Raw genomic sequence first — 18,912 nt, forward strand, 5'->3', positions numbered from 1 at the left:
TCGCGGCTTCGGAGCAAGGAACGAAGCGACGCGGCGCAGACCGCACGATGACGACGGAGCTTTAAAAGAAAAGCCCGGTCCTGGAGGAGGACCGGGCCAGTGTGCAGGCTGGCCGGCGGGGAACCGGCAGGGAGTGGGGAGCCTGCTATACTCGTTGGTCGTAGCGAGCCTGAGAAAGGTTCACGGCAACCGAAACAATGCGCCCGATATCACGCTATCTGGCGGGCGAGATCTTCGATTGTATCGGCGCGATCGCTCGCAATCGCACGCAGCTTCACGGTCGGATCGGCGCCGAACGGCACATCGATGGCGACATGGAGATCCGCGCGCGTCAGGCCGATATCGGCGAGTTCGGCGTCCGACATCTCGCCGAGGCGATAGAAGGCCCGGCGATTTTTCCAGGCCTGGTAGGCATTGAGAAGGGTGTTGGCCACGCGCGTCGCAACGGCCGGACGCGAGGTGATGCGCGAGGTCTCGGTGGCGAAATCAAACGTGGTCATGTCGGTCTCCTTCAGACTCGAACTGGACAAGACCAGGCGATCGGCGCTGGGGACAGCGGCCGTTCCGGTCTGGATTCACATGCCTTCATGTGGACAATGTGAATTTGCCACGCACCGATTGATTAATCGAACGAATGTTTCTAATCTTTAGCATCAACGCTACTGATGGATTGGACCGATGAAAGCGCCACTCGATCTCGACCAGTTGCAGACCTTCATCTCGATTGCCGATACCGGCAGCTTTACCCGCGCGGCCGAGGAAGTGCTGCGCACGCAATCGGCGGTGTCGATGCAGATGCGCCGGCTGGAAGAGCGGATCGGCAAGCCGCTGTTCGAAAAGGACGGCCGCACCAACAGGCTGACCGAGGAAGGCGACAAGCTGCTCTCCTACGCGCGCCGCCTGCTCTATCTCAACCGCGAAACGCTAGCCGCCTTCGATGACCAGCGGCTCGAAGGCACCATCCGCATCGGCACCCCCGACGACTATGCCGACCGGTTCCTGCCCGAAATCATGGCACGCTTCACACGGTCAAACCCGCGCGTCGAACTGACCGTCATCTGCGAGCCTACGCCAGGCTTGGTCGAGCATATCAAGCGCGGCAATCTCGATCTTGCGCTGGTGACGCACAACGATACGCGCGGCCAGTCGGAAGTGGTGCGGCGCGAGCCGCTGCTATGGGTGACCTCGGCTAACCATGCCACGCACGAACAGGAAGTGCTGCCGATGGCCTTCGGCCGGCCGAACTGCATCTGGCGGCGCGCCGCCGTCGATGTGCTCGACCGGCAAAACCGCGACTATCGAATCCTGTTCACCAGCTTCTCGGCCACCGTCATCACCGCCGCGGTGCTGTCGGGGCTGGCGATCTCGGTGCTGCCGGAATGCGCGCTGCGGCCCGGCATGCGAGTGCTGGGCGAAGCCGACGGTTTTGGCGCCCTGCCCGACTGCCGCATCGGCATCATGCGCGGCCAGACCTCGCGTCCCGAAATCGTCGACGCTCTGGCCCGACACATCTCGGAAAGCCTCGACAATATTTCCGTGCCGCTCGGCGAAGAAACGGGAAGCTTCGATTTCGCCTCGCTCGCCTTCGCCAAGATGAAGCGGAGCAAGCCGAACCAGATCCTGCCTGGCTGGTAGGAACGATCAGGCCGACGCTGCCGCCTCCGTCGTTGCGTTGGCCGACGACAGGCCGGGCAGCGCCACCAATTGCGCCGGCTCCAGCGGCGGCGACAAGAGGTGGCCCTGCAGCTGCTGGCAGCCCATGGCGACCAGCAGCGCCTTTTGCACCTCGGTCTCTACGCCCTCGGCGGTGACCTCGACCTTGAGCGCGCCGGCGAGATCGATCAGCGCCTTGACGATGGCGCCCGAATTGCCGTCGCCGTCGAGAAGCCGCACGAAGGAGCGGTCGATCTTGAGCTTGTCGATGGCATGGCGGCGCAGATAGCTCAGCGACGAATAGCCGGTGCCGAAATCGTCGAGCACAATGCCGACGCCCGACTGGCGCAAGGCTGCCAGAGCCGCTCTGGTGGTGTCGTTGTTTTCCAGGAGAACGTTTTCGGTGATTTCGAGCTGCAGGCGCTTCGGCGCCAGTCCGGTTTCGGCGAGGATCGAGGCAACCTCTTCGGCAAAGCCGGCGTCGCGCAATTGCAGCGGCGAGACATTGACGGCGAGCCACGGCAGTTTGGTCTTCAGGGCGAAGCGGCAGGCTTCCAGCAGGGCCCATGCGCCGAGCTGCCCGATCATGCCGCGTTCCTCGGCGATGGCGATGAACTGCGCCGCCGGCAGTGCGCCATGGACCTCATGCGCCCAGCGGATCAGCGCCTCGGCGCCGACAATGGTCTTGCCGTCGCTGGCAAAGACCGGCTGGTAGGCGAGCTTGATACCGGTGCCGCCATTCAGCGCGCTACGCAGCTCGCTCTCGACCTTGCGCTTGCGCAGCAAAAGGTCGTCCATGTCGCCGGCGAAGACCTGGTAGCGGCCACGGCCGTTCTTCTTGGCTTCGTAGAGCGCGATGTCGGCCTTGCGCAGCAGATCGTCTGCGTCGGCATCAGGGCCTGTCGACAAGGCTATGCCGATGCTGGCGCTGATAAAGACCTGATCGTCCATCAGCTTGAACGGCTCCTGCAGTTTCTGCAGCACCCTCTCGGAAATATCCTCGGCGTTCCTTACGTCGCGGACATCGATCAGGATCACCGCGAATTCGTCGCCACCCAGTCTTGCCACCGTGTCGACGTCGCGAACCGTATGCTGAAGCCTGGCCGCCGTCTGGCGCACGAGTTCGTCGCCTGCCGGGTGACCAAGCGTGTCGTTGACATGCTTGAAGCGATCTAGATCGAGATAAAGCAGCGCGACCTTGCTTTCATTGCCGGAGGTAAGCAAGGCACGCCGCAGCCTGTCCTCGAACAGTGCCCGGTTGGGCAGGCCGGTGAGCGTGTCGTGAAAGGCGAGATATTGCGCCTGGGCCTGGCTGGTCTGCAGCGCCGATGACGCACGGCGCAGACGCCGGAGCAGAAAGGCGAGCACGCTCGCCGCAACCAGCGCGGCCAGAGCCAGGGCCGGGCTGGCCTTGCCCACCAGCGTCAGGCCGGGCCGTTCCTGGTCCCAGGCAATATAGCCGAGGATGACACCCTGTTTGTCGATAAGCGGAATGGCAGCCGAGCCAAGCGGCTGAGCCATCGGCAGGAGATGCGCCCCCGCCAGCAGATATTTCTGCGCGATCTTGCCGATCACCGCGTCGTTGATGAACTCTATGGAGACATGCAGATATTCGCTGCCGGATGCCTGGGTGACGCGATCCGAACTCGGCACCAGAGGCATGACGCTGAGTATGGCAGGCTGACCGCCAAGCGAGACCAGATCGTCGGCAACGAATTTTGCGCCGGCCTGGCTTGCGTCCTTGCTCATCATCTGGCGCAACCTGGCGATGGTCGGCCGCAAAGCGGGTTCGTCCTCGCCAAAGACGGCAGGCGACACGACCTTGCCTTCGCGCATGGCGTGGACCGGCCGGTTGGCGTTGTCCAGCACATAGACCCGGTTGTGGCCGTAATACGAGTACATCCAGACGCTGAAATTCTCGGCCATCCAGGTCTGGTTGCCGGCCTTGGCGTTTATAACGGAATCATCCCAGACGGCGACGCTTTCCTGCTCGCGCTTTACCGCGGCGATCAGGTCCTGCAGGCCGTTGGCAAGGAAAACCTTCTCCCGCTCGAGCGAGACCCGGTCGGCCTGCATGGTGGCGTAAAGGCCGAAGCCGACAACGATGGCCAGTGCAAAAACGGCAAGCGTCAGCACCGTCAGGGTGACCTGGAACGTCAACGGGCTGCGTTGTTTGCGGGCGCTCATGCGTCCTCCTTGGCCCAGAGTCAATCAGGCCAGGCTTAAGATCAAGTTATGGAATCTTGACGCGGAGCGACAACAGCCGCTCAATCGGCCGATGAGCGACGCAGAATCCGAATCACGAACCAATGCCACCGAATACACGGTGAGCGAGATTTCCGGCGCGCTGAAGCGCACGGTCGAGGATGTCTTCGGCCATGTGCGGGTGCGCGGCGAAATTTCCGGCTATCGCGGGCCGCACTCTTCCGGCCATGCCTATTTCACCCTGAAGGACGACCGCGCGCGGCTCGATGCCGTGGTCTGGAAAGGCACGATGAGCCGGCTGAAATTCCGTCCCGAAGAGGGGATGGAGGTGATCGCCACCGGCAAACTCACCACCTATCCCGGCAAATCCAACTACCAGATCGTCATCGACAATCTAGAACCCGCCGGCGCCGGGGCGCTGATGGCGCTTTTGGAAGAGCGCAAGCGGCGACTGCAGGCCGAAGGACTTTTCGATGCCGGCCGCAAGCGGCGGCTGCCGTTCATGCCGCGCACCATCGGCGTCGTCACCTCGCCGACCGGATCGGTGATCCGTGACATCATCCATCGCATCAAGGACCGCTTTCCGCTGCATGTGCTGGTCTGGCCGGTAAGAGTCCAGGGCGAGACGGCGGGGGCGGAAGTGACGGCCGCCGTCAACGGCTTCAACGCGCTGGCCTGGGATGGCGCGATTGCCCAGCCCGACCTTCTGATCGTGGCGCGCGGCGGCGGCAGCCTCGAGGACCTCTGGGGGTTCAACGATGAAGGGCTGGCGCGCGCCGTCGCCGCCTCGCGCATTCCGGTGATTTCGGCCGTCGGGCACGAGACCGACTGGACCTTGATCGACCTCGTCGCCGACATGCGCGCACCGACGCCGACAGGTGCGGCGGAGATCGCGGTGCCGGTGAAAGCGGACCTCGAAGCGACACTAGCCAGTCTTGGCGCACGGCTCAAAGCAGCCACCTTGCGCAATTTCGAACGCAAGCGGCAGGCCTCGCGTGCGGCCGCCCGCGCGCTGCCCTCGCCCGACCAGTTGCTGGCGCTGCCGCGACGGCGGCTGGACGAGGCGGCCAGCCGGCTTAGCCGGGGGCTGATGGTCTCCACCGAAAGAAAGCAAGCTCGGTTCTTCGCCGTGAAGCTCACTCCGGCAACGCTGTCGCGGCGGATTGCCGAGGCGCGACGCACCAACGACCGCAACCTTTTGCGCGCCCAGGGGGCGCTGCGCGCATTGGCGAGAGCCCGGCGCGCGGAGTTGAATCGTGCGGCGGATCAGTTGCCAAAATGTGCGAAAGCATCCCTGCAACGGCACAGGCAGCAACTGGCTTTGCTGCAAGGCCGCATTACGATCGAGCCAACGGCACGGCGGCAAACCGTGCAGAGGGATCTTCTGACAGCTTTGACGAGACGAGGCACGCAAGCGGTACTGCTCAGGCTGGAGCGACTGCGCGGCCGCATCGTCCAATCCGAGAGGCTGATGGCAACGCTGTCGCACAAGGCTGTGCTGGCCCGCGGCTTCGCGCTGGTCAAGGATGCCGGCGGCGCGGTGATCAAACTGGCAGTTGATGTGGCGCCGGGCGCTGGCCTGCAGCTGGAGTTCGCCGACGGCATCGTAAATGCAGTCGCGACCGGCGACGCCGAGCGGGTGCAGGCCGTTGCCAAACCAGCGGCCAGCAAACCCGCCGCAAAGCCGACGGCCAGCAAACCGAAAGAACCGGGCAATCAGGGCTCGCTTTTTTAGAGGACCGCATGACCGGACATGACCCGCATCTTCAAACGCCGGCGGGCAAGCCGCGCGCCCGTGCTTTCGGCATTGCCTTCGAGGGCACGCCGGGCGGCTTCAACGCCATCACCGATGTGCCCGGCGTATCGGTCGGCTATGCGACGCTGATTTCCGGCGAGGGTCTGCTCGAGGTTGGCACGGGGCCGGTGCGCACCGGCGTCACCGCCATTCTGCCGCGGCCGTTGGCTGAGCTCGCCACGCCGGTGTTTGCGGGTGTCTTCAGCCAGAACGGCAATGGCGAGTTGACGGGGTCGCACATTATCGAGGAAGTCGGCGCCTTCAACCTGCCCGTCACGATCACCAACACGCATTCCTGCGGCGTCACCCGCGACGGCACGCTGCGTTGGATGCAACGCGTGCTGCCGGCGGCGCTCGACAGCGGCTGGGGCCTGCCGGTTGCGGCGGAGACCTATGATGGTTTCCTCAACGACATCAACGGTCATCACGTCGGCTTCGAAGATGTCGAAGCCGCGCTCGACGGTGCCGCCGGTGGAGCGATCGAGGAAGGCAGTGTCGGCGGTGGCACCGGCATGATTGCCTTTGGCTTCAAGGCCGGCTCGGGCACGGCATCGCGCATCATCGAGTGGCAGGGCATCAGGCATACGGTCGGCGTATTCGTGCAGGCGAATTTCGGCAAGCGGCGCAATTTCACACTGCGCGGCGCCCGCGTCGGGCCCGATCTGGTGGAGCCGGCGATGCGCGAAGGCACGCCGCGTGCCGAAAAGGGCTCGATCATCGCCATCGTCGCCACCGATGCGCCATTTCTGCCGCACCAGATGAAGCGGCTGGCAAAGCGCGTGCCGCTCGGCATCGCCATGACAGGCGGCTTCGGCTACCACAGTTCGGGCGACATTTTTCTGGCCTTCACCACCGCCAATCCGCAAGCAGCACTTGCACCGTCGGGACGAACCGCAAACGCCGCTTACATCCCGGACGTCGATATCGATCCGTTCTTCGATGCGGTGGCGCAAGGCGTAGAGGAGGCGATCCTCAATGCAATGGTCGCCAATGAGGATATGAGCGGACGCGACGGCAATTTCGTGCCGGCGCTGCCGAAGGCCTGGCTGAAAGATCGATTTGGATAGAGGACAAGGCCTGGCGGCGCCAGGCCTGTTGCGTCACGGCTTGGCCGCGTTGCTCTGGTCGGCCTCGGCCGCCTCTTCGAGCCGCGATGCGATCAGTTCCTGGATGTCGCCGACTTCTTCCTGGATATCTTCCAGCGGAATGCCGACCTCAGCGGCCTTGGCCGCGCACTCCTTGGCGAGGGTCTCGGCCTGCTTCTCGATCTTTACCGGCGAGTGCTGGCAGTGGACCTTTTCACCGATCCATCCGCGCAAGAACTCGATCGCATGTTCACTCATACTGCTTTTCCCTGGCGGCTATGCCGGTTGGTAACCGTAAACGTCCGCACCCGGTAAAGGATGCATGCTGCCATTCGAACCGAGTCGGCTTCGCCCGGCAAGTTGATCTTGTCGGAGGTCCGAAGAGCCGAATGAAGGGAAGGGTTCAATGAGCACGTTCTGATTGTTTGATAGAGTGGTACGTTGGCCGGGATCGGCTTCGGCTCTATGCTGTTGTTCTTACGATCTTTTCCTGCTGTCGACGGCCGATTTGTATCACAATAGGGATCGCAACGCGTAACACATTTTCTGCTGCTTCGTGGTACACCGCCACAGCTACACGGTCGAAGCCGCCGCTATATAGTGACATCATTATGCGATGTCGACTCTATCAGCCATCCTGCTTCTTTCCGCCGCGCTGTGTCAAACGTCATCCCCGTCCAGTATGGAGATCGGATGGCCCCGGAGGGCGTATGAAGATGTTGATTTTATTGCGTTTCGTGGGCCAAAATCAGAAAGCTCTCGTCAGCGTCACCCCGCTCGACTGCCTCCGCCACACTCAGCGCCTCCGACGTCGATTCCTTGCACGTAAGGCGCGGGCCGGATGAACGACAACATTGGCGCTTTGGCAGCGCGCTCCTGCTAAGGACGATGTCTCGATGCAACAAGCTCTGCCTTTCGCTGCGCCGTCTCCAGACCGATTGAGATGAAGGCGCGCGCATGCCGGGCCAATTCCATATTGTCGGACCACAGATTGCGCCAGATCGCGGTCTTCCGTGACAGGTTCTCGTCGACGATCTTCGACGAGAAGGATTCAAAGCTGAGGTCGTCCCTATAGCCGATCGCGGTCAGCGCATCGAAGATGGCGGCAAAGTCGATATTGCCGGTGCCGAGGAAACCGCGATGGCTCTCGCCGATATGGACATAACCGATCTTGTCAGCGGCATGGCGGATAGCCAGTCCGACATCGGCCTCCTCGATGTTCATGTGGAAGGTATCGAGATGCAGGAAGATGTTGTCGGAGCCGGTGTCCGCGATGAAGGCCAGGCCTTGTGAAGCGGTGTTGAGAAGATTGCTTTCGAAGCGATTGACGATCTCCAGATTGAGCGTGACGCCGGCGGCCTTGGCCGTCTCCGCAACCTTCGCAAGTGTACCCGCGCTGCGGTTCCACTGATCGCGCGTCGGCGCCTGCGTCTGCAAGCCGTGGCTGGTACTGAGGATGCCGCCAATCTTCTGGCCGCCGAGATCGCGGGTGAGCGCGATCGTCTCGTTGAGGATCTCGACGCCGCGCGCGGCAACCGCCTTGTCGGCACTCGAAATGTCGCCGTCGGCCGGCAGGCCGATGCTGATCGCGACGCCGAGCTTGAGGTCGGCGATGCGCCTGGCCAACCCGCCAACGTCGACATTGGCCGGGTCAAGATAGGAGAACTCGATCAGGTCGAAACCGGCCTCCTTGGTGTTGGCCAGCGTCCGTTCGAGGTCGCCTTGCGCCGAACTCGCCGACCAGACGAAGGAATGAATACCGATGCGCGACATGATCGTCTCCCGTTTCTGAATTGAGATGCGGCCGGGTTGCCCCGGCCGCATCGGCCTTGGGAGGCTTAGCGGGCTGCGGTCCAGCCCTTGTAGTCTTTCAGGTTCTCGGCCGTGATCAGCTTCGGGTCGAGCAGCACGGTCGGCTCCGCCGGCTTCTTGCCGGCAAGCAGCTCAGCCGCCATCGTCAGCGACTGGCCAGCCATCACATAGGGATCCTGCGAAGCCGAGGCCTTGATCATCGAGGTGCCGGAAGCGAGTTCCTTCTCGATATCGGGCGCTCCATCCACTGCGGTGAAGATGAACTCCGAGCGATTGAGCTGCTTGGCCGCAAGCTGGGCGCCGATCGCCGTCGGATCGTTGATGGCAAACACCGCATCGATCTTGTCGAAGCGGGTCAGCAGCGACTGAAAGACCTTCAGGCCGCCGTCGCGCGAGCCTTCGGCATTCTGGTCGTCGGAGAGGATCTTGATGTCGGGGTGTTTTGCAAGGACGTCCTTGCAGCCCTTCACCCGCTCCAGGATCGACGACGACGCCGGGCCGTTGAGGATAACGTAGTCGCCCTTGCCGCCGGTGTGGTCGACCAGGTACTGGCAGGCCTCTTCGCCGGCCTTGACGTTGTTGGTCATCACGGTGACGTCGGCGCCTGGCGCCGAGACGTCGAAGGCGGCAACGACGATGCCCGCTGCTTGCGCCTTCTTCACCGCCGGGCCGATCGCCTTGGCATCGACCGCATTGAGCATGATGACGTCGACGCCAGCGGCGATGAAGGAATCGACCTGGGAGACCTGCTTGTTGAGGTCGTAGTCGGCCGACACTGACGTCACCTCGACCTTCGGGTTGATCTTCTTGGCTGCGTCCTCGATGCCCTTGATGGTGGCGACGAAGAAGGGGTTGCCGAGCAGGCCGACCGAGATGCCGACCTTGTTGAGGTCCTTGGCCGATGCGGGCGCGATGGCGGCAGCCGCGAGTACGACGCCGCAGAGCAGTTTAGCGATGGTCTTCATTGCTTTCCTCCAATTGCCCCGCGCCTCTCACGGTGCGTTACACAAACCGGTCGTTTACGCCGGCGACCAAGGTCAATCACGTTCTCGCTCCTGCCTGGAGCCTGTAGCGGTCGAGGGCGACTGCCACGATGATGACCAATCCCTTGATGATGTACTGCCAGATGTCCGAGACACCGGCCAAGATAAGCCCATTGGAGAGCACCGCTATGATCAGGCCGCCGATCAGCGTGCCCCAGATCGAGCCGACGCCGCCGACGAAGCTGGTGCCGCCGAGAATGACCGCGGCGATGGCATCCAACTCGTAGGACTGGCCGAGTTGCAGCCCGTTGGCCGCATAAAGCCGGGCCGCTGACATGGCGCCGCCAAGGCCGGCCAGCAGGCCGGAAACGCCATAGACAAAGAGCAGCACCAGCGGCACCTTGATGCCGGTCAGCCGCGCCGCTTCGGCATTGCCGCCAACGGCATAGATCCAGGTGCCGAGCACGGTGCGCTTGAGCACCAGCCAGGACAGCACCACGACCGACAAGGCGATGATGACCAGCCACGGAATGCCGAACAGCGAACCGTTGCCGATGAAGTCGAACGGCAGGTCCGAGTTGAACACCGTGGTGTCCTGGCCGAGCAGGCGGGCGACGCCGCGCACAGCGGTCAGCGACCCCAGCGTGACGATGAAGGGCGGCAGTCTGATATAGGCGATCAGCAGCCCGTTGATGACGCCGAAGCCGAGGCCGACGAGAATGGCCGCCGGCACGCCCAGCAGTCCCCAATCGGGCACCAGCGACACCATCACCGCCACCATCGCCGAGGCGGCAAGTATCGAGCCGACGGACAGGTCGATCCCGCCGGTCAGGATGACGAAGGTCATGCCCGCTGCCAGCACAATGTTGATCGACGATTGCTGCATGACGATCAGCAAATTGGTCTGGGTGAAGAAGCGCGCGTTCATCAACTGAAAGCCGACCGCCAGCAGGATCAGGATCGGCAGCATGCCAAGGGCGGCGAAGGCGGTGCGCAACCACCGGCTCCTGCCGACAACCTGGCCACTGATCTCGGTCGCCTTGTCGGTCATCCGTTGGCCGCTCCCGTTGCAAGTTCCATGATTGCTTCCTGGCGCAGCGGCTGGTCTTTGGACGCCGTAACCTCGCCGGCAATCGTGCCGTCGCGCATTACCAGCACGCGGTCGGCAACGCCGATCACCTCCGGCAGTTCGCTGGAGATCATCAGGATGGCGATGCCCTTTTTGGCGAGATTGTCGATCAGCCGGTAGATTTCCGACTTCGCTCCGACATCGACGCCGCGCGTCGGTTCATCCAGGATGACCACTTGCGGCTCGGTCTCGAGCAGGCGGGCAAGCAACACTTTCTGCTGGTTGCCGCCCGACAGCGAACCGGCATTGGCCTGTACCGACCTGGTGCGGATGGAGAGATCCGAAACGGCAGTGGCAGCACGTCTCTCGGCGGCTTTGAAATCGCGCAAGCCGCCGGGCCGCGCATCCCTGGCCAGCACGCCCATGCTGATGTTGTCGGAGATCGACATGTCGAGAAAGAGGCCGAGCTCCTTGCGGTCCTCGGTGAGATAGGCGATGCCGGCATTCAGTGCCTCGCTTGGCGAGCCGATGGTTACGGGCTTGCCGTCGAGTTCCAGCGTGCCGGCGATGCGTCTGTCGGCACCGAAGATCAGTCGCGCGAGTTCGGTGCGGCCCGAGCCGACAAGGCCAGCCAGAGCCAGCACCTCGCCCTTGTACAGTTCGAAGGAGCAGTTCTTCAGGAGATTGCCGTCCGCCATGCCGCGCACCGACAAGGCGACCGCGCGCTTGTTGTCCGGCGGGCGATGATCCTTCCTGTAAAAAGCGGACAGGTCGCGGCCAACCATCATCGAGACGAGGCGCGAGGCGTTCAGCTCGGCACGCTCGAGTGTGCCGACATAGCCGCTGTCGCGCAGCACGCTGACACGGTCGGCCAACTGGTAGACCTCTTCCATGCGGTGGCTGATGTAGATGATGGCGATGCCTTGCGACTTCAGCGTCGCGATGACCTCGAAGAGACGGTCGGTCTCGCGCGAGGTCAGCGAGGTGGTTGGCTCGTCCATGACGATGATGCGCGCGCTGGTCGAAAGCGCGCGGGCGATTTCGACCAGCTGACGCTCGCCGAGCGACAGGCTGGAAACCTGAGCCCGTGCGGAGAAGGACACGCCGAGACGCTTGATGATCTCATTGCTGCGCCGGTAGCATTGGTCGCGGTCGACGATGCCAAAACGCCTCGGCTCATTGCCGAGGAAGATGTTCTGCGCGACCGTCAGGTTGGGCGCCAGCGACAGTTCCTGATAGATAACCGCAATGCCGTGAGCCCGCGCCTTGATCGGGTCGCCGGTGGCGACCGGCACGCCGTCGATCAGTATCTCGCCGCCGGCATCAGGCCGATAGGCGCCGGACAGCACCTTCATCAAAGTCGACTTGCCAGCACCGTTTTCACCCATCAGCGCATGGACTTCGCCGGCATGGACGGTCAGCGACACGTCCTGCAAGGCGCGGACTGGCCCGAACGTCTTCGAGATGTGCCGCATTTCCAGCACTGGCTGGCGCGTGACTTCGGCCTGAGCAGCGACAATCACCGTGCGCCTCCCGCTGCCGCGCGGGGGATGCCCTGCTCGCCGATGAGGCCACGCCATGTGTCGCGATATCGGGCAAGTCCGGTGAAGCTTGCGGCACGCACGGGCTCCGGCACTTCCGCGGCAAATTCGCGGCCGACGGTCTCGAAGGCCAGCGCCGCCGCCCCGGTGGCGCTGCCCTCCAGTGTGGCCCCTTGCAGGAAGGCCTGGCTGGGACGCAGTTGCGCCACTAGCCCGGCGAGCAGGCCGCCAGCGTTCAGTCCGCCATCGACGATCACGGTGTTGTCCGAATGGATCTGGTCGAGGCAGAGGTCGACCATCAGCGCGACGTAGAGCAGCGCCACGGCTGCGCGTTCCTCGGCGCTTGGCATGCGGCCGACCAATTTGCCGGCGCGGCCGGGCATTGGTCCGCCCGGCGCGAAGCTCGGCAGCGCCATGCTGCCGGCGTTGATCACCCGCTGCACTGTCGCCGGCGCGATCGCGCCTTGCCAGCCGTCGCTGATCGTGGCGAATTCGCGCCCGCCCATAAAGCGGATGGTCGGCACAGGGCCGCCGTCGACATCGACATTGACCAGCATGTCGCGCTGGCCATCGAGCGCGTCGAGCAGGCAATCCGGATTAAGCACGACGACCCAGGTGCCGGTCGAGACGACGGTGACCGGGCCAAGCTCCTGCCGGCGATAGGCATGGAGCGCGGCATTGCTGTCATGGACACCATTGTGGATGGCGATCCGCCGCTTCGTGTCGCCGAGGCGTTGCTCGCCGATAACCGAGCCCGCCCGCTCGAAAGCGGGCATCCGGTCGCGCCAGCCCTCGATGTCGACCAGCGAACTGAAGTCGCGCTTGCGCGGCGCCCATAAATGCGAGTGGCAGCCGAGATAGGACACTTCCGAGACCGCCCGGCCGCCAAACCGCCAGCTCCAGTATTGTGGATAGCCGAGGATCGATTTCGCGGCCGTGAATGCACCGGGTTGCACCGCCTGTAGCCACAGCATGTGGCGACCGTAGTTGAAGCCGAGCGGCAATCGCGGCGAGAAGGTCTCGGTGAAATCCGGAACGAGGCGATCAATTTGCGCGGCAATATCAGCCGGCGGCTCTTGCTCATAATCGAGTATCGGATGCGTCAGCGCCGCCTCGTCGACCAGGGCAAAGGTGCAGCCATGGCCCGACACCATCACGCCCTGTACGCCATGGACGTCGGCGGCCTCGCTAACGGCGCGAACCGCCCAATCGTGAAGTGCTGCCTCATCAAGCACGCTGAAGCCATCTTTGCGCATCCAGTTCGGCCGGGTCCGGCGCTCGTCGACGATGCGCCCGTCCTGAGCGAAGACGAACAGCTTCGAATTGGTCTTGCCGAAATCGAGGACGGCCATCTTCACTGGATGGCTCCCGGAGCCGAAGCGATGCGCACCATGACGCCCGCGTCTTCCAGCATGCGCGCGTCGACGTCGGACAGGCCGTCATCGGTCACCAGCGTGCCGATGCGCGACAAGGGCAGCGCGATGTTACGGGCGTGGATCGACAGTTTGCGGCTGTCGGCCAGCACCACGATCTGGTCGGCACACAGGCTGAGATCGGCGATGGAGCGGACCAGCAGCGGGTGCGATTCCAGCACGCCCTCCTGGCCAAGGCCTTGCGCGCCGAGAAAGAACTTCGATGCGTAGAACGGCTCCGCCTGGGTCGGTGAATGGATGATGCCCGGCTCACGATGCAGATCGCCGCCGGCAACGGTCAGGCTGCAATGGCCGTGGTCGCTCAGATAGGCCGCGAGCGGCATCGAATTGGTATAGAGACGGATGCTGCGCTCAGCCAGCTTGACCCCAAGGTGGAAGCAGGTCGAACCGCCATGCACGATGACCGCATCGCCGTCGCGCACCATCGTGGCCGCGAGAGCGGCGATCTGCCGCTTGGCCTCGACCGCGAGGTCGCGGTTCTCGTCATAGGGCCTGGCATAGGCAACACCCGCCTGTGAAGCGCCGTCGAGCGCCGAGATGCCACCATAGACCTTCCGTGCTTCACCGGCCTCGTCGATCTTGTCGATGTCGCGCCGCACCGTCGCCGCCGACACGCCGAGCTGCTCCTGCAGTTCGCGCACCGACGCGAAGGGGCGATCCCGCAGCAACTCGACGATCTGACGCTGGCGGCCGGAGTCGCTCAATCGTTTTTCCTCCCAGGAGCCGTTTTTGCCACGGCATTTGACGTAACTTACTCAACATCTTTCCGATTGCAAGAACCTTTGATGACATTAGATCACTATTGACGTAAGTCGCTCGCATCTGCGATACACATCAACATCCCACGACGGGTATCCGAAGCTGCGAGGCTGACGGAGCTGATAGAGGAAATGCGCCATGGCGAGCTATGCGGATGCGCAGGAAATGGCTGCCTTGCGGGCGCTTTCGGCCAGCATCGGGCGCAATCCAAACCTGACCCAGGCCGCCGGCGGCAACACCTCGCTGAAAGCCGGCGACACGCTGTGGATCAAGGCTTCCGGCACATGGCTGAAGGATGCGCTCTCCGAAGACATCATGGTCCCGGTGGCGATGGCGCCGCTGCTCAGGGCTGTCGAACAGCGCGACAGCGCCGCCGACCAGCCGCAGATCTTCGCCATCGAGACGCTCAACGCCCGGCGCCTGCGCCCTTCGATTGAAACCACCGTTCACGCGCTGATGCCGCAGCGCGTCGTCCTGCATGTCCATTGCGTCGAAACCATTTCGCTGGCGGTACAGGCCAATTGCGAGGTGGAAGCCGCCAGACGCCTTGATGGTCTCAAATGGGCGTATGTTCCTTATTTCCGGCCAGGCCTGCCGCTTGCCCAGGGTATTGCCGAGCGGCTTCAGGCTGGGGTCGACGTGCTAATCCTTGCCAATCACGGGCTGGTCGTCGCGGCCGATACCGTCGCCGAGGCCGAAGTGCTGCTGCGCCGCGTCACGCTGCTTCTGGCGCGGCCGGCGCGCCAAGTGGCGGAACCGGATGTTGCGGGATTGGCGGCGCTGGCCGGGAAAACCGGTTACAGGCTGCCGGCGGAAATCGAGGCGCACGCGGTCGCCATCGATCCCGAAAGCCGCCGCATGGCGTCCGGGGGCAGCCTCTACCCCGATCACGTCATCTTTCTGGGTCGGGGGTCGGTGGTGGCAAAGCCCGGTGAGGATGTGCCGCGCGTCATCGAGCGGTGCGGTACAAACCCCGTGGCGATCCTGTTTCCCGGGCTGGGCGTGCTGATGCGCGGCGATGCCAGTGCGGGCGCCGACGCCATGCAACGCTGCCTTGCCGACGTGACGGCACGCATCGACATTGCAGCGCGGCTGAACTACCTCACCGCCGCCGAGAACGATGAACTGGTCAACTGGGACGCCGAGAAGTATCGCCAGAAACTCAATGCCGCCAGCCGCTGACACGCCGCTTGCCATAGGCATCGACATCGGCACGTCCGGCGCGCGCGCGGTCGCCATGCGTCCGGATTTTTCCATTGCCGCGCGTTCCGCCGTTTCGCTCGAGTTGTTTGGCCGGAATGCCCGCGACCCTGCAGTGTGGTGGTCAGCGGTCGGCGCAGCGCTGGCGGAACTGCTTTCGGGCATCGACCGAACAGCGGTCCGGTCGATCGCTGTTGACGGCACTTCAGGTACGTTGCTGCCGGTCGACGGCGCCGGGCGGCCGCTGGCCGAGCCGCTGATGTACAACGATACGGTCGCCGACAACGCCATTCTGGTCGCGATCGCTCGCGAAGCCCCAGCGACCAGTGCCGCACTTGGGGCGACGTCCGGTCTCGCCAAGGCGCTCTGGTTCCAGCGCACGCCCGGTGTTGCCGCGGTGCTGCATCAGGCGGACTGGATCGCGGGACAATTCTCCGGTCGCTTCGATGTCAGCGACGAGAACAATGCCTTGAAAACCGGTTACGACATCACGGCCCGCTGCTGGCCGGACTGGATTGCGGCCACCGAAATGCGCATGGAGTTGCTGCCCGGTATCGCCAGGCCGGGCGATGTCGTCGGCAAACTCACCGCGGATGCCGCGGATATGTTCGGCTTACCGCGCGAAATCGCCGTCGTCGCCGGAACGACCGATGGCTGCGCCTCGTTCCTGGCGACAGGTGCCGCGGCAATAGGCGACGGCGTCACCGCGCTGGGGTCGTCGTTGACCGTCAAGATCCTGTCCGACCGGCCTATCTCGGCGCCACGCTTCGGCATCTACAGCCATCGGCTTGGAGATGTCTGGCTGGCGGGCGGCGCATCGAACTCCGGCGGCAAGGTGCTGACACAGCATTTCCCTCTGGCGCGCATCGTCGAGCTGAGCATGGCGATCGACCCGATGACCGAGACCGGCCTCGACTACTATCCTCTTGCCACTGCAGGCGAACGCTTTCCGATCGCCGATCCGGCACTGCCGCCGCGTCTTGTGCCGCGACCGGTGGAGGACGCCGACTATCTGAAAGCCATGTTGGAGGGTATCGCCGCGATCGAGGCGCTCGGCTATGACAGGCTCGCCGAGCTCGGCGCTCCGCAGCTGACGTCGGTCAGAAGCGTCGGCGGCGGTGCGGCGAATGCCGCCTGGACGGCGATCCGGCAGCGCAGACTTGGTGTTGATTTCCTGCCGGCGCTTTCGGACGAAGCCGCCGCCGGCACAGCGCGGCTGGCGCTGATGGGCGCAAGCGCGGCGGGGCTTCTATGAGCGCGAAAACAGTCGAACACCTCAACGGCGTCAACCAGCTGGCCGAGCGCTATGATTTTTTCCTGCTCGATCAGTTCGGCGTGCTGCATGACGGCGCCAGCCCCTATCCAGGGGCAGTGGAAGCACTGTCGGCGCTGAAGCGCGCCGGCAAGACCATTGTGCTGATCTCGAACTCCGGCAAGCGGGCGGGGCCTAACGAGAGCCGGCTGCTAAAGCTCGGCTTCGAACCGGGAAGCTGGGACCATTTTGTTTCTTCCGGCGAGGTCGCGTGGGAGTTCTTCCACGACATGGCGGTATCCGGAAAGCTACTGCCAAACACGAAATGCCTGTTGATAAGCCGCGACGATGACCGCTCGGCGATCGAAGGTCTGCCGTTCGCATTGACTAAGGACGGTGACGATGCCGGGCTGGTGCTGATTTCGGCCAGCGAGGGGGACCGCTATGATCTTGAGCACTATCGCCGACTTCTTGCGCCGGCTGCGGTGCGGCAGGTGCCATGCTTCTGCACCAACCCTGACAAGATCATGCTGACGGCAGTGGGGCCGCGCTTCGGCGCCGGCCGGCTGGCGGATCTCTACGAGGACCTCGGTGGTAGCGTCACGCGTATCGGCAAGCCCTACCCCGCCATATTCGGCGCCGCACTAGCGCTGGCAGGCGATCCAGACCGCGGCACTGTGGTCTGCGTCGGCGACAGTGTCGAACACGACATCGCCGGCGGACTTGCTGCCGGCGTGGCCACGGTGCTGGTTCTGTCAGGAATATTGGCGGAGACCCCTGACCTGTTCGATCTGTTCGACACGATGGACGCCTACCCGGATTACACCATGGATCGCTTCAGGTTTCGCTGATTTGATTCACCTGGCAGCGCTCGCGCGCGAATCCGGCCTCAACGCCTCGTGGCCGACGAGCATTGGCCGGCTGGCTCAAGACCGCCGAACAGCGCGGATCCAGTCGAGCCGCGCGGCTGGAATGAGGCCGTAATTGTAGAAATTGATGCCGTCAACACCGGGCGCCAGCGCCGGCTTCACCTTGGCCGCGAGGATGTCGGGGCGGACCATTTCCGGATAGAACAGCCGGTAGCCGGCGCCGAGGAATTTGTCCGCGCCCAGTGCCGCACGGCCGGCCGCCATCAGGCTGGCGACATCGCCGGCCTGCATGTCGTAGGCGCACAGGATCGCCCCGTCGCAGACCTTGCCCAGCGCTGCCAGATCGCAACCGCCAAGCCAGCCGTCTTTCAGATCGATAATAACGACCCGCGTCGTGGGATCGGCTACCTCGCGCAGTTCGGCGACCAGGCTGGTCACTGGCTCGAATCGCCACAAGAGATAGGCATGGAGCTCCGGCCACGGGGCAAAGGCGTCGAGGCCGCAGGCGGGGAAATCGGGAAAGCGCCGCTCAGGCACCGCACGCTCGCAGGTCTCGACGATCCATTGCCTGGTCAGCTTGCGCGCCGCCTCGGCATCGATGCCGGCTTTTGCCGCACGGGCGACGCAGGACGGACAGAAGCACAGAGACAAAAGAAAATCGTCTTCCGGCGTCAGCCCGACACCGTCCTTCTCGTGATGGTATTCATGGGCAAAGCCCATGAAGGACGGGCTTTCAAGTTCTATCCGGTCCGGCCGGTAGCTGTGCGAGATGTCGGCGATCAGCGCGCGGACATAGGCGCGCGCATCGGGATGGGACGGGCAGAGATTGTAGTAGTTGGCATCGCCGAAGGCGTTGCGGGTGACGGCCTGCGGATGCAGCATGCCCAGGCGGGTGTTGTGCAGGCAGACCGTCCAGCACGAAACGCCTAGCCCGCCTGCGTCGCGCCTGCGGATAAGCTGACCGAGCACGTCGCCGCCCTCAGCGATCACGTCAGCCACCTTGGGCTGGATGGCTAGACTTCCCCAGCGCGCAGCGGTCGGCTTGAAATAGATGGTGCCGTCCTCAGGGAAATAGGCCTTGCGGCGCGGGCTGCGCGGCTGCAGGAAGCGCCCGGCATGATAGGATGTCGCCAGGCTGATCATGTTGAGCCCGGCGCGCTCGACAAGATCACGTTCGACCGTCTCCAGGCCGAGATCCTGGATGTCCCAGGGATAGGTCCACATGGACAGTTGCTGCATGGAATATCCTCTGCCTT

General features: G+C 63.9%; 16 protein-coding genes. 6 read left to right on the plus strand and 10 right to left on the minus strand.

All coding sequences use genetic code 11. The annotated features are described in order from the left end of the window. Positions 1-209: 209 nt before the first annotated feature. On the minus strand, positions 210-500 hold the full coding sequence (locus NKJ77_RS20095; RefSeq protein WP_023670560.1) for a DUF1127 domain-containing protein: 291 nt from the start codon (positions 498-500) through the stop codon (positions 210-212). A gap of 178 nt (positions 501-678) precedes the next feature. Here NKJ77_RS20095 and NKJ77_RS20100 point away from each other — a divergent pair, with 178 nt between their 5' ends. Beyond that, the gene (locus tag NKJ77_RS20100) at positions 679-1,635 is read left to right on the plus strand and encodes a LysR substrate-binding domain-containing protein (RefSeq protein WP_023695095.1); all 957 of its coding nucleotides are present in this window, start codon (positions 679-681) and stop codon (positions 1,633-1,635) included. Positions 1,636-1,641: 6 nt separating this feature from the next. Here NKJ77_RS20100 and NKJ77_RS20105 read toward each other — a convergent pair whose 3' ends face one another. After that, positions 1,642-3,840, minus strand: a complete 2,199-nt coding sequence (locus NKJ77_RS20105; RefSeq protein ID WP_050589839.1) for a bifunctional diguanylate cyclase/phosphodiesterase — start codon at positions 3,838-3,840, stop codon at positions 1,642-1,644. A 91-nt stretch (positions 3,841-3,931) separates the two neighbouring features. Here NKJ77_RS20105 and xseA point away from each other — a divergent pair, with 91 nt between their 5' ends. Together xseA and NKJ77_RS20115 are read left to right on the plus strand one after the other, a co-directional pair. Continuing rightward, positions 3,932-5,593, plus strand: coding sequence for an exodeoxyribonuclease VII large subunit (gene xseA, locus NKJ77_RS20110; protein ID WP_023830459.1), 1,662 nt, complete (start codon positions 3,932-3,934; stop codon positions 5,591-5,593). Between the two features lie 8 nt (positions 5,594-5,601). Next, positions 5,602-6,720, plus strand: a complete 1,119-nt coding sequence (locus NKJ77_RS20115; protein ID WP_023695092.1) for a DmpA family aminopeptidase — start codon at positions 5,602-5,604, stop codon at positions 6,718-6,720. A gap of 33 nt (positions 6,721-6,753) precedes the next feature. On the opposite strand, the gene NKJ77_RS20120 is transcribed toward NKJ77_RS20115, so the two are convergent. From NKJ77_RS20120 to NKJ77_RS20150, 7 genes are all read right to left on the minus strand, one after another. Next, entirely contained in the window at positions 6,754-6,996 is a 243-nt protein-coding gene (locus tag NKJ77_RS20120; RefSeq protein ID WP_023670565.1) for a DUF768 domain-containing protein, read from the minus strand. Positions 6,997-7,617: 621 nt separating this feature from the next. Further along, complete coding sequence (locus NKJ77_RS20125) at positions 7,618-8,511, minus strand: sugar phosphate isomerase/epimerase family protein (protein WP_023707957.1); 894 nt, start codon at positions 8,509-8,511, stop codon at positions 7,618-7,620. A 65-nt stretch (positions 8,512-8,576) separates the two neighbouring features. Continuing rightward, positions 8,577-9,515 carry an ABC transporter substrate-binding protein gene (locus tag NKJ77_RS20130; RefSeq protein WP_023830460.1) on the minus strand — a complete coding sequence of 313 codons (939 nt, stop codon included), beginning with the start codon at positions 9,513-9,515 and terminating at the stop codon, positions 8,577-8,579. 76 nt (positions 9,516-9,591) lie between these two features. After that, positions 9,592-10,584 carry an ABC transporter permease subunit gene (locus tag NKJ77_RS20135; RefSeq protein ID WP_023830461.1) on the minus strand — a complete coding sequence of 331 codons (993 nt, stop codon included), beginning with the start codon at positions 10,582-10,584 and terminating at the stop codon, positions 9,592-9,594. Further along, on the minus strand, positions 10,581-12,077 hold the full coding sequence (locus NKJ77_RS20140) for a sugar ABC transporter ATP-binding protein (RefSeq protein WP_050589842.1): 1,497 nt from the start codon (positions 12,075-12,077) through the stop codon (positions 10,581-10,583). The genes NKJ77_RS20135 and NKJ77_RS20140 overlap by 4 nt, the downstream gene beginning before the upstream one ends. Positions 12,078-12,121: 44 nt before the next feature. Continuing rightward, positions 12,122-13,501: an FGGY-family carbohydrate kinase gene (locus tag NKJ77_RS20145; protein WP_023732351.1), complete on the minus strand. Its 1,380-nt coding sequence runs from the start codon at positions 13,499-13,501 to the stop codon at positions 12,122-12,124. Further along, positions 13,498-14,280 (minus strand): DeoR/GlpR family DNA-binding transcription regulator, encoded by a 783-nt coding sequence (locus tag NKJ77_RS20150; protein WP_023732352.1) that lies wholly within the window; start codon positions 14,278-14,280, stop codon positions 13,498-13,500. The genes NKJ77_RS20145 and NKJ77_RS20150 overlap by 4 nt, the downstream gene beginning before the upstream one ends. A 193-nt stretch (positions 14,281-14,473) precedes the next feature. On the opposite strand from NKJ77_RS20150, the gene NKJ77_RS20155 reads away from it, so the two are divergent. Genes NKJ77_RS20155 through NKJ77_RS20165 form a run of 3 tightly spaced genes read left to right on the plus strand, consistent with a single transcriptional unit; the run spans position 14,474 to position 17,638 of the window. After that, positions 14,474-15,517, plus strand: a complete 1,044-nt coding sequence (locus NKJ77_RS20155; protein WP_023670571.1) for a class II aldolase/adducin family protein — start codon at positions 14,474-14,476, stop codon at positions 15,515-15,517. Next, positions 15,501-16,790 carry an FGGY-family carbohydrate kinase gene (locus NKJ77_RS20160; protein WP_023723356.1) on the plus strand — a complete coding sequence of 430 codons (1,290 nt, stop codon included), beginning with the start codon at positions 15,501-15,503 and terminating at the stop codon, positions 16,788-16,790. Before NKJ77_RS20155 ends, NKJ77_RS20160 begins: the two co-directional genes overlap by 17 nt. After that, on the plus strand, positions 16,787-17,638 hold the full coding sequence (locus NKJ77_RS20165; RefSeq protein WP_023732354.1) for a TIGR01459 family HAD-type hydrolase: 852 nt from the start codon (positions 16,787-16,789) through the stop codon (positions 17,636-17,638). The genes NKJ77_RS20160 and NKJ77_RS20165 overlap by 4 nt, the downstream gene beginning before the upstream one ends. A 75-nt stretch (positions 17,639-17,713) precedes the next feature. Here the strand turns inward: NKJ77_RS20165 and NKJ77_RS20170 are convergent, their stop codons facing one another. After that, the gene (locus NKJ77_RS20170) at positions 17,714-18,895 is read right to left on the minus strand and encodes a hypothetical protein (RefSeq protein WP_031194650.1); all 1,182 of its coding nucleotides are present in this window, start codon (positions 18,893-18,895) and stop codon (positions 17,714-17,716) included. Between the last annotated feature and the right edge of the window lie 17 nt (positions 18,896-18,912).

Source organism: Mesorhizobium sp. M0052, from assembly GCF_040323255.1.
In the GTDB taxonomy this organism is placed as follows: domain Bacteria; phylum Pseudomonadota; class Alphaproteobacteria; order Rhizobiales; family Rhizobiaceae; genus Mesorhizobium.